Consider the following 12,281-nt stretch of genomic DNA (forward strand, 5'->3'; position numbering starts at 1 on the left):
TTGAAAAACAGAGCTATGCAATTCTATTTGTTCAGATTAGGATTATTGTTTATCTCATTTACCGGAATCGAGAATAAATAATAAGGACTATTAGGCACCAAGGCTGTTTTATCTGGGAATGTCCACACATAATGTCCTTTCACTACAATGGTTTCACCCGCTGTATTGACATAAGTTTCGGTCGATTCTCTTCTGTCCGGTGCTATTTGCAAACGTAAGATATCTGGTAATCGAAATCCTTCGCCCCAAAGCTCGCGACGACGTTCCAGCAATATTTCAGCTATCAATTTACTTTCGGTATAATCGGTCTGTGATATCTGATCGAGCTTTCTTTTTGTTCTCAATTCATTCAATGCATCAACAGCACCTTGCAAATCGTGGTTACGGGCTTTACCTTCAGCTTCTATCAGTACCATTTCGGATGAACGCATCAAAGGAATATTACCCGATTTATCCGATTTATTCACAAACTTTTTGTATTTATACCATCTGTACATAGGATCGGATGCTGTTTTTACAAGCTCGAATAATGAATAACGGATATCTTTAGTATCAAACAACTGTCTAAAATGTGGGTCGGGCATAATGCTACGATATCCGGTAGTGGGTGTTACATCAAGATAAGCAAAATAAGATGCGCCCCCCAAATTCTGATCAGCAGTCTGAGGATGTCCCCATATCCACTCTACATTGCTCACATCATTAAAACCCAGAGTGTACTGATCAGCTTCCATTATCGGAAATCCTTTTCTTGCTTTTTCGGCATATTCTGCAGCCAATGCCCAATTGCCCATAGTAAGATATGTTCTGGCAAAAAGACCCTGAACAACATTCAGATTTGGACGATTTTTAACTGAGCGGGTAAATCCGGTCAATAGTTTTTCGGCTTCGGTCAGATCCGAAATTACCTGATTATAAACCTCCTCTACCGTTGATTTTGATTTTGCCACCGATGTTGGCACAGTAGGTTCGGTATAAATAGGAACCGCTTTTGCCGTTTTATCTTTGACATATGTAAACTGATATTGCACAACAAGATTCAGGTACACAAATGCACGTAAAGCGTATGCTTGCCCTTTCAGGTATTTTTTATCATCGTCGGTACCTTGTGCTGCATCTATTTTATCCAATATATTGTTGGCATTATCTATTACTTTGTATTGCAGTGTCCAGAAGAAAAGAGCACGACGGGTTGTATTGTCATACGGATCTTTATACGGATAAGAATCTCTGTAACCATAAACTCCATCACGGGCAATAGCATCTTCGCCCATCACCTCCTGAGTCAAAAGAATGGCACTGTATCCCGGATTATCCTGAGAGGTAGCGTTTTCCATCAGATACCGTAAAGTTCCGTTTACTACAGCATCTATATTGTCTGTTGTGGAGTAAGTTTCGCTTCCGGTTAAGTCGCCGGATGGTGAAGTTTCGAAAAAACTATCGCTGCATGAATAGAATAATGCAGATGATGCTGCCAGTATATATATAAATATTGATTTCATAATTTTATTGTTTTTATCAGACCTCAAATCTTAATTATTATCAGAAAGAAATATCAACTCCAAACGATACAGATTTCTGTGCCGGATAACGATAGTAGGTTACACCGTCTACAGACTGCTCGGGATCCATACCCTTATGTCCGAAGATTGTAAACAGATTTTCGGTATTAACTTTCAGCTTTACATCTTTCAACTTTGCCTGCGATAACAAAGATTGTGGAAGAGTGTAAGAGAAATTAAGATTCTTCAATCGGGCATAGGTAGCATCGTACAGAAAGCGCGACGAGATAGAATTCCAACTGGTAGTGGTAGTTGTTAGTCTAGGATAGTTAGTATCGGTATTTTCGGGAGTCCATCTTTTAAGAGCCTCTTTAGACCATGTTCTTCCCTGATTATTTCCGGTATGAGAAATCATTACCTCATCTAAGTCCAAAACTTTCCCTCCTATACTGTAAGAAAAAAGGAACGATAATTCGAAATTTTTGTAGGTAAAGGTATTCGTTATACCACCGTATATATCGGGCAATGAACTTCCCTGAAAATACGAATCGGCATCGGCATACACATTGGTCGTCGTACGCCCTGTTATTATTTTATTACCATTACCATCTGTTGTAGTCTCGTTTTTAAACCAAAGGGCATCTCCCGTAGCAGGATTAACTCCTGCCCATTCGCGGATAAAGAAGTCATAGATAGAACCTCCGATAACCATTTTTTTAGTTGAACCTAATTGACCTATACTTCCCGATATAATTTCGGTTTGAGGCAATTCGGTAATCTTATTCTTGTAGTGACCAAAATTCAGATTTACATTCCATGTGAAATCTTTGTTACGGACAGGTAAGACTTGTATCTGCCCTTCAATACCTCTGTTTCGTAGTGCGCCAATATTTGCATCTATCTCGCTAAAACCTTGAGAGGGAGCAAGAGGACGACTAAATAACAGGTCTTTAGATTTACGTTCATATATATCAATTGATGCAATCAGTCTATTATCAAATGCAGAAAAATCGACCCCAAAGTTCAAATTCAGATTTGTTTCCCATTTCAGATTGGGAGTTGGTAAACGTGAACTAATCAATCCTGCTTCACCTAAACTATTATAAATAGAGTATAGATCTTGATAAGCATAATAAGTTCCTAGGTTATCGTTACCCTGAGCACCATAACTGCTACGTACTGTAAGGTTATCAATCCATTTTACTGAAGTAAGAAATTGTTCTGACTTGGCATTCCACGAAGCCCCTATCGACCAAAAGTTACCCCAGCGAGAATCTTTACTGAATCGTGACGATCCATCTCGACGAAAACTCGCAGACAAATAGTAACGATGTAGGTAATCGTAATCAATCTTAGCTAAATAACTAGCCAATTTATAGTTATCCGAAGCTCCTGTATAGCTATTCAGCAATGAAGCAGCGGCAGGTTCATCTTTATCCTGAAAACCAAAATTACTGCGACTGCCCGACAACGACGATACATTGTAGACATATACTTCGGGACCGGTCAATACATTCACGAAATGTTTATCTTTCAGATTCAATGTGTAATCCAAGAAACTATTAACGGTATAACCCAATGCACGACTCGACCCTTTACTAACCGATCCTCCCGTACTGATACCCGATCCGTAAGCCGGATTGGTGTACGAATGGGTTACACGTGCATTGTAATCGGCATTTGCACTACTCTTCAGCTTTAGTCCTTCGGTAAAAGATATTATTGTACTTGCCCTGAATGATACAACATCTTGTTTGTTATCATATTTATTATACTTGGCATTACCCAACAGATTATTACCTGTTGCCGCCGAACTCGGACGGTAGTTACCATAGTCATATACTTTATTTCCGTTTGCATCTAAGACGTACGATCCATCGTCGTTTCTTTCGTAAACGGGATAAATATCAGCAACTAACCGTTGAAAGTTCGCAAAGTTTCCGGTACTGCTATCGGTCTGAGGGGGAGCGCTTTGCTTACTTGTAGAAGCCGATATTCCAAAATTTGTCTCAAACCATTTATTTACGGTTGAGGTTACATTTGCTCTGGCATTAAATCGCTCAAAATCAGATCCGATAATAAATCCTTTCTCGTTCAGATAACCTCCTGATATAAAATATTTGGAGTTGCTACTACCTCCTGCTATACTCAAATCGTATTGTTGGCGAACACCTGTCCGAGATAGGGCATCTGCCCAGCTGTCGTTCCATAATGGTTCTGCACCTGATACAATTTTTCCGTCAATGCCGACAGGTTGAGGATAACTTGAACCGAAAGGATTTACTTTTAGAGAACCAACCAATTCGGACGAAGCATAAGCAGCGGCAGCATCCGATGATTTTCCTTGATCGAGCTGATTGTTGCGTATTGCCTCCCATTGCAATTCGTAATAGTCTTTGATACCTAAAGTCTGGTAATCTTTCACGGCTCTTGATGTAAAGCCGATGTTAGACGAAAAAGAAACTACAGCCTTCTGATTTGAATTTCCTTGTTTAGTAGTAATTATTATCACCCCATTTGCACCACGCGAGCCATATAAAGCACTGGCAGTAGCATCTTTCAACACCGAAATAGATTGAATATCATTCGCATTGATCGAACTTATATTCCCGGCAAACGGCACACCGTCAACAACATATAAAGGTGTACTTGAAGCATTTACAGATCCTACTCCACGAAGATAAATTGCGGCATCGCTCCCCGGCTGTCCAGCCGATGATACCGATTGTAATCCAGGTACTGTACCTTGCAATGCTTTACTAATATTTGTTATTTGTAGTTTTTCAAGGTCTTTACTACCTACAATTGCTATTGATCCAGTATACGTTGACCTTTTTGCAGTACCATACCCTACTACAACTATTTCATCTAATATATTTTTGTTTTCGGATAACGACACAATAATGTCATCTCCAGATTCATATACATCTATTTCCTGAGCCTTATACCCTAAGAAAGATACTAATAAAGAAACCGGAAATGATTTATTATTTACTGACAACTCAAATTTTCCATCAAAATCGGACTGAGTGGCATTATTAGCAGACTTTACTTTTATTAATGCTCCGGGTACAGATATTCCGTTACGACTATCAATAACCTTCCCTCTTATAGAGATTTGAGCTTGAGAAACTGAAATACTGAAAAGGAGAAAAAATAAGGAGAAAGAGAGATATTTTTTCCCCTGTAAGGATAATCTAATATCCTTAAATAGTTGTATATTTACCATGTTCTAATATTATTTAGAATACCTAGTGCTTCTTTTTCCGGCTGCAATTGGAGGAGAAGCACTTTTATTTTACCAAATTTTATATATTCGCTTTGGAGTTTGTATTATCCAAAGTCCGTTATAAATCAGAAAAGATGATTTAATAATTGTAGTCCCGAAATTTCCTTTTCCGGTGTAATTGTTAGCAGTGAAACATCGACATTCGAATGTCTGATATTTTTGGAAGAATCAATTTTGAACTGAACATTCGTAATTGTGAATTATAAGAGTTAGAAAAACAAATATTTTCTATTTTCAGACAGCTGACAACCTTTCCCATTTTATATTTTTTAAAATTTAAAATATTTTCTTGACATTTCAAAATCAAATGATAAAAGTATAACTTGTATCACTCATCCCCAATACCACTATTATGGTATTTTGACATTTTTATTGAATATTCTTATAAAAAGTAAAAATCAGACAATAAAAAAAGAATGGCGAGAAATCACTTCTCACCATTCTTCGAATTAAGTAAAATTAAAGCAGGGTTCATTACCCCATATGTATAGTCCGATTAAGGATTTTGGTCAGCTTGGGTTATTGCATCATTACCTTCAATCTCTTTAATTGGAATTTGGAATGTCCTCAAGGCATCATGCCATGGCAAAGGACGATCCCCTCCAATAATATTTGCTACTGGATGGTTTGTACCCTCATAAGTCCTGTCAATCGTTTTTTCCAGTCGGTTAAATTCGAATAGAGAATGACCTTCTCCCCATAATTCGATCCTTTTCTGAACAAAGATTTGATCAAGTAAAAGAGATTCTGTTGAAGCCCATGTATATGGGTGCTGTCCAGTTTTAGCTCTGGCATTGGATATTTTATCAAGAGTTTCTTTTGCTCCTGTAAGATTGCCGGTTCTAACTTCAGATTCCGCCTTTATGTAATATGCTTCTGCAGACCTAAGGAATAGATAGTCCCCCAAGAACTCTTTACTTGCATCGATGAACTTAAGCTGAAAATATGGTATCTCATATTCACCACCATCTGCACCTTCGAAAATATCTTTCCTTATATCTCCTTCTTTTATATTGTCATACAACCGACGATCTATTGTTTTATACTGACCTAAATCTCCACCATATCCAGGAGACAACCCATCTATTATAGAGAAGAATGAAGCCCATGATGTAGAGTTTACGCTTGTTATATCTGCACCCCATAACCACTCTACATTAGATATATCAGCAAAGCCCTTTGTATAATCACTCGTGCCCATAAGCTTTGTACTATTAACAACTTCTGTTGAATATTTAAGAGCATTTGTATAATCTCCTGAATATAAGTAAGCTCTTGCAGCTAATAATTCAGCTGCAACCTTAGTTACTCGTGTTGGTAAAGAAGGACTAAATCCCTCGAGTAGAGGTATAGCTAATTCATAGTCTTTTAAGATTTGAGCATATACATCAGCAACTGTACCACGAGGATTACCCGTTAAAGTTGTTGTTAAATAAACAGGAACTCCCGGAAGATCTTTTATATCACTCCATGTTCCTCCTGTTTGATAAAGATTTATCAATGTGAAATAATGAAATGCTCGAAGAGCCAATGCTTCCCCCTTTAGATTTTTTTGGGAGGTAGATAATGTAGACTCGTCTTCAAGAGCAGCTAAGATATTATTTAGATCTCTGATTTGAGCATAACAGTATGCCCACTGCCTTGCAGGACTATATGAATTTGAAGCAGCTCTATCATTAAATTGATAAAACGTTATAAACCATTGTTTATTGGCATAATGAACCATATCTTCAGAAGATAAATCGACAGCTAAATCAATTGATTTCTGACCAAAGTCATCATGTCGAGATGCCCAAAAAGCATATTCAATGGAGCGAGAATATACCCCTTGTATTAAAGCGTCTGTATTACGTTCCAGAATATCAGGTATATCATCTGATGTTACAATTTTATTATCTTCGGCATCCAAAAAATCGGAGCAAGAAGTTCCTAGCAAAGAAAACGATAAAGCTAATATATAAATTAATTTAAATTTCATGTTATGTTTTTTTAAAGAGTTACATTCAATCCGAAAGATATTGTACGTAGAGGAGAGTAATTGAACCCTGTAGTACCATAATCATATTGACGAGGATCTAATCCTTTTCTTTTTGAGAATAATGCTAAATTATCTCCGGCAGCATAGACTCTCACTTTGTCAATTTTTAAAGTTTTCAATAAAGATTTAGGTAACGTATACCCCAAGGAAATATTACGAATATTCAGATATGAGGCATCGATTAGATATAAATCTGAGGCACGACTTGCATCAGTGTAACCATATACTAAACGAGGTACATCCGTATTTTGATTCTCAGTTGTCCATGCTTTTAGAATATCTTTATGCATTGCTCGTCCATACTCAGTCATCTGCATGGTTGATGCGTATACAGCATCATAGACTTTCCCTCCGAGTTGATAACTTAATACAAAAGATAAATCAATTCCTTTATATGCGAAACTATTAGTTATCCCCCCGCTTAGATCGGGTATTGCAGAACCTTGTTTACGTCTACTTGTTGCGGTATAGGCATTGTTGTAAACTGTTGTTGTTTCTTTGAAGGTACCATCGGCATTATAAACGTTCCATGTATTTTTCCCATCACTATTGATTCCGGCAAATTCGGGTAAATAAATATCATAGATAGATCCACCTTCAACAATCTTAGTATATCCTGATGAAAAAATTCCACTTGCTCTGTTTGCTTCTGGTAATGTTAAAACTTTATTATTGACAGTTGCAGCATTTACACCTAAATTCCAGCTAAAATCTGAGTTTCTAACAATATCGACATCTGCTTCAAATTCGAATCCTGAGTTTCTTATCTTACCTATATTTCCTGGCATAGAAGCCACTCCTGATGATAGAGCAACCGGTATGTAAAATAACATATCCTTGGTTGTCTTATTATAGTATTCGATACTGAAGTTCAAGCGGTCAAATAAACGACCTTCAATTCCAAAGTTGGCATTAATACTTTTTTCCCATGAAATGTCTTTGTTTCCAACATAAGTCTGCTTAACAGAAACACTCCCATCGTTATTTGTGACTTCAAACTGATCTTTATATGGAATATAATTAATGGTTGATCCATCATCGTATAATAGATTGTCATTTCCTTGTGATCCGATACTACCTTTTACTTTAAGATCATCTACAAATGAGATATTCTTAAAGAAATCTTCTTGGCTGATTCTCCAAGAACCTCCGACCGAAGCAAAATTACCCCATCTGTTATCTGGACTGAATCGGCTTGATCCGTCACGTCGATAACTTAAACTTAAGTAATATTTATCAGAATATGTTAAATTCAAACGTGTAAGATATCCTGTAACACTATATTTTTGAGAGTAGGAATTAAGTTCTCGATATACCACTCCATTATTAAATTCGGGATCAAAAGAGGTCGCTATATTACTTTTTTGTCCGTATAAATAAGAACGTTCTTTTTTATAACTTTCTGTTCCTGCTAAAAAATCGACATCGAGTTTATCAAAGCTTTTTTTGTAATTTAAGAATACCGAACCTGTATAAGAGAAATAACGTTGATTTTCTTTTTCAACATAGCCATTAGCAGCAGCACCATCTCCGTACAAGGGATTCGTTAAATATGACCCATTTTTATATGTTGTATTCACATCAAAGGCTGCTCTAACCGATAACCCATCATAAACTTTTGCATCTAAAAAAGTTGAACCTGTTATATTGTCTAATGTTATTTCATTTATGTCATAATCCAAGACACCAGCAGGATTAGACATTGCCCCATATGGACGAGAATAACCTAAAGAAGAAACATTACCATAATCATACCTGTCTTTTCCATTTTTATCTTGTACGATTGCACCTGTTGACGGATCCCTCAAGTATACAGGATAGATTGGACCTATGTTACGAGTCCATTGAAAATAGTTGACATAACTCCCTCCCGATGTGGTCGGATAATTCTGAATAGTATGAGCATAAGCTAAACTAGCTCCACCTTTTAACCAGGATACGATCTCTTTCTCGACTCTAACACGACCACTGTATCTTTTAAACCCTGAACCTTTGGCATATGAATCGTCATCTAAGTACCCTAAGCCGACATAGTAGGATTGCTTATTATCCCCTCCACTTATATTAACATTATATTCTTGTCTCAATGAATTACTAAATAATGCATCGTCCCAGTTATCATTATACAATAACTTTGCATTGGGGTTTAATTTACCATCACTTCCAATCAAATCAGCCCATGACACATTATAATTATTATATCCTCCAAGAATCTTAGATAATGAGTTTGCTCCTGATCCTGCTAGATCAGAAATTGCTTGGGCTGATGCAGCATCCGGAGCTAAAGGATTTGTTGTCCGACCTATATAATTATCATAAAGTTTATTATACTGTCCTTTCCATGCCTGCTCATAATAAGTACCTTTGTTTGTAATCAAATCATATTCAGGAATTGCACGACTATTAACACCCCACTTGGCATCAAATGAAATATTAGTTTTACCAGTAGCTCCTCGCTTAGTAGTTATTAATATAACACCATTAGCTCCGCGTGCTCCGTAAAGAGAATTAGCCGCTGCATCTTTTAGGACTGTCATACTTTCGATATCTGCCGAATTTAATGTGCTTATAGGTCCATCGTAAGTAGCTCCATCAACTATATATAAGGGATCTTTCCCTGCATTGATAGACCCAATACCGCGGATACGAACTTTTGGATTTTCACCAGGCTGGCCTGTTGACGAAATCAACTGCACGCCAGCAGCTTGCCCTTCAAGAGAATTTGTAACTGACGAAGTTTGTATCTTGCCAATAGCGTCAGATTTTAAGACCGATGCTGATCCTGTAAAAGATTGTCGTGTCGCAGTACCATATGCTACAACAAAAACCTCATCTAAGGCTGTGGCATCAGGCTCTAAAGATATATTTACGATACTGCCTGATATAGATACCTCTTTTGTCTTATATCCAATAAGAGAAGCTTTTATATTTTTTGCTGTCGAGGGCACTTTACCTAAAGTAAATTTACCATCGATATCTGTTACTGTTCCAATCTGAGTTCCAGTAACAATAACTGTAGCTCCTATTATGGGTTCATTATCTTCGGATGAAATAACAACTCCTGAAATACTTCGGTTTTGTGCGAAGATTGTCCCGATTGTCAATGAAAAGATAAGAACCAAGAATGTGATTATTTTTTTCATGCTTTATTTTTCTAAAATTGTATATATTGTATTTGCACTGCTATAGGTGCTAAGAAGTATTACTGCATTAGAAAAATGCAGCAAGTAATAATGATGAGTAAAATATTATTGTATTAACTCAAAGAAGATGATCTTAACTCAATTTATTTTGTGCGTAAAGTGTCTTGAAAGTAACAAGTAAGAACAATAAATAAGGTTGTTTTTTTGGGGAAATCATTTACAACCTAACACATAAACGAGTCAGAATATTTACATACATCGGCATTGCATTCGACACCTGATATTCTGACAAAATATTGAATTTAATAATTGATTTGTAGACTTCTCTGATAACACTTTTAAGTAAAGGTATAAACTTTCTTTTAGGAGAAATTTAAATTTGTTCATTTTAAAAGTTTGATTAAATAATTAATAGTTGTTAGCTTTACATTAATGTATTGCAAATTTATTTGTAATATTTAAGAATCAGAATACCATATATATGGTATTCTATAAAGGAATATCGAGATAATATCTAGAACTTCTTATTCCTAATTTTAATTAAGACCTCTGAGCAACTTTTGTAAACAAAAAAGAGACTTAGCTTATAACAAAAAAACTTTAATATTAAATATTATAAAAATATCTTAATTGGGAATATTATTCTCGTCAAATTCTCCGTTGCATCTTTTAGTATGAGTATTTCATTCTTATAATAGAAGGAAGATCTATAGAACGGCTAGAAAATAAAAAATAGAATATATACAAATTATTTAGAACTTCTTATCACCCCCATAAATAATGGTAAGAACAAAAATGTTGCTACCAAAGAAACGACCAGCCCTCGGATTGTTCCGACAGCCAGCGGAAACAAAACGCCGCCTTGTGTTTACCTATTAAAAAGGTATAAAACCCAATATGATCGATATAACAGTAAGACATATCGGTCTTACTGTTGCATTCCATGCCTTGATATATACCCTCAAAGGTCTTATGTTCGGATAACGCTTTCGTATATTGTTGTATTCATCTATAATATAGATATTCCCATTGATCGTTAATCCCGACAAAAGAATGAATGAGACAAATCCCCCATGATCAAAATTGAGTTCGAAGAGATAGAATGCCAGAAAAATACCAATAAAGGAAATCGATTGTGTCAACGATTAAACTCGATGATAATTTTGAACTTAATATTCGAGGATCGGAGGAACGTATCATAAAAGGATATGACTCAGAAGCAGGTCTTAATTATTATAAATTGTTCATTGAGAAAGAAGATTAATATAAACAAACTTGATATCATTATACGATCACTGTCAGAACATAAACGCAAAAATCTAACCTGCTCATTGCTCATATATAGAGATGAAATAACTCTTGGGCTTGTAGACAGTTACGATTTGGAGCCGAAGCAGCAGATGTGTTATATTATTACAATCTACTGTTTATTAATAAATTGCTAAAGAGAGTTTCTCCTCTTCCTGTTTTACGACTTTTGAAAGGTCCTTATCAACTCGTTACAGACTTACTCTTTTATTACCGTACAATTTTTCAAATGTATGAAAATTAAAAGAACTAGGTTGTCTGCAACAAAACTTTTATATCTTTACAAAAGATAAGTCGCTCTTTAATATAGTAAGGAAATTAAGCAGATCTAAGAGGCAAGCTGGTTTCTAAATCGTTACCTATGAGACGAAAATGTTTTGTAACGAGTTAAAATACAGTTGATTACAAAAAAAAAAAAAAAATGACTTTATCTTGCGAGATGTAAGGTCAATAAAACGTAAATCCGAGCATATCTAAGAATCATATCGTTAATAAATATTAAAACACATACATTTGCTTAGAGTTACAGTTAGCAAAATGGGGCAAAACGAAGAAGTATAATAGTTACCAAATATATCTGAAAAATTTGCTCTGAAAAATAGAGCAAATTACAACATATTAATATTTTGCGTTAACATCTGTTTATTAAGCATTTAGTATAAGTATTTTTTTTAAAGCACAAGACATTGAATTATAGTCAGTTTCTTCTCCTTAGGATATATTCACTCCTTCCAAGTATAAAGTCCAAACTTTAATCGTTATTTTTTCAAGTCATCCAACCCTTTGCGATTCTTTTCTGCTCGCTTATTAGCCTTATCCGCTCGTTTCTCTTTTAGATTCTTTTGAGGAGCTTTTCTGTCTGCTCTATCTTTTCCTTTTTCTTCTTTTGACATAGTTTTTTTGTTTTAAATAGTTTTTCAAGATCAGGATTTCTTATCGAAAATATATTACATAATTAAAACTATAAGTTACATAATTAATAGTTTCAACCGTTTTCATGG

General features: G+C 35.6%; 6 protein-coding genes and 1 pseudogene. 1 reads left to right on the forward strand and 6 read right to left on the reverse strand.

All coding sequences use genetic code 11. The annotated features are described in order from the left end of the window. Positions 1-23: 23 nt before the first annotated feature. The 5 genes and pseudogenes from AABJ51_RS09750 to AABJ51_RS09770 form a co-directional block, all read right to left on the reverse strand. Positions 24-1,502: a RagB/SusD family nutrient uptake outer membrane protein gene (locus tag AABJ51_RS09750; RefSeq protein WP_338372362.1), complete on the reverse strand. Its 1,479-nt coding sequence runs from the start codon at positions 1,500-1,502 to the stop codon at positions 24-26. Positions 1,503-1,542: 40 nt separating this feature from the next. Next, positions 1,543-4,731, reverse strand: coding sequence for a SusC/RagA family TonB-linked outer membrane protein (locus AABJ51_RS09755; RefSeq protein WP_338372363.1), 3,189 nt, complete (start codon positions 4,729-4,731; stop codon positions 1,543-1,545). Positions 4,732-5,287: 556 nt separating this feature from the next. Beyond that, positions 5,288-6,769: a RagB/SusD family nutrient uptake outer membrane protein gene (locus tag AABJ51_RS09760; RefSeq protein WP_338372364.1), complete on the reverse strand. Its 1,482-nt coding sequence runs from the start codon at positions 6,767-6,769 to the stop codon at positions 5,288-5,290. A gap of 11 nt (positions 6,770-6,780) precedes the next feature. After that, a complete protein-coding gene (locus tag AABJ51_RS09765; protein ID WP_338372365.1) occupies positions 6,781-9,972 on the reverse strand; it encodes a SusC/RagA family TonB-linked outer membrane protein in 3,192 nt (1,063 codons plus the stop codon). A gap of 748 nt (positions 9,973-10,720) precedes the next feature. Further along, a pseudogene (locus AABJ51_RS09770) lies at positions 10,721-11,102 on the reverse strand (efflux RND transporter permease subunit); the annotation flags it as partial. Between the two features lie 5 nt (positions 11,103-11,107). On the opposite strand from AABJ51_RS09770, the gene AABJ51_RS09775 reads away from it, so the two are divergent. Further along, the gene (locus AABJ51_RS09775) at positions 11,108-11,236 is read left to right on the forward strand and encodes a hypothetical protein (RefSeq protein WP_338372367.1); all 129 of its coding nucleotides are present in this window, start codon (positions 11,108-11,110) and stop codon (positions 11,234-11,236) included. A gap of 802 nt (positions 11,237-12,038) precedes the next feature. Here the strand turns inward: AABJ51_RS09775 and AABJ51_RS09780 are convergent. Further along, on the reverse strand, positions 12,039-12,173 hold the full coding sequence (locus AABJ51_RS09780; protein ID WP_006844260.1) for a hypothetical protein: 135 nt from the start codon (positions 12,171-12,173) through the stop codon (positions 12,039-12,041). Between the last annotated feature and the right edge of the window lie 108 nt (positions 12,174-12,281).

The sequence above is a fragment of the Indolivaga capnocytophagoides genome (genome assembly GCF_036511535.1).
Classification (GTDB): domain Bacteria; phylum Bacteroidota; class Bacteroidia; order Bacteroidales; family Dysgonomonadaceae; genus Dysgonomonas_A; species Dysgonomonas_A capnocytophagoides.

Excerpts from the sequence above, each read along its gene's own strand:
- AABJ51_RS09750 (WP_338372362.1), bottom strand. The coding sequence starts at position 1,502 with ATGAAATCAATATTTATATATATACTGGCAGCATCATCTGCATTATTC.
- AABJ51_RS09755 (WP_338372363.1), bottom strand. The coding sequence starts at position 4,731 with ATGGTAAATATACAACTATTTAAGGATATTAGATTATCCTTACAGGGG.
- AABJ51_RS09760 (WP_338372364.1), bottom strand. The coding sequence starts at position 6,769 with ATGAAATTTAAATTAATTTATATATTAGCTTTATCGTTTTCTTTGCTA.
- AABJ51_RS09765 (WP_338372365.1), bottom strand. The coding sequence starts at position 9,972 with ATGAAAAAAATAATCACATTCTTGGTTCTTATCTTTTCATTGACAATC.
- AABJ51_RS09780 (WP_006844260.1), bottom strand. The coding sequence starts at position 12,173 with ATGTCAAAAGAAGAAAAAGGAAAAGATAGAGCAGACAGAAAAGCTCCT.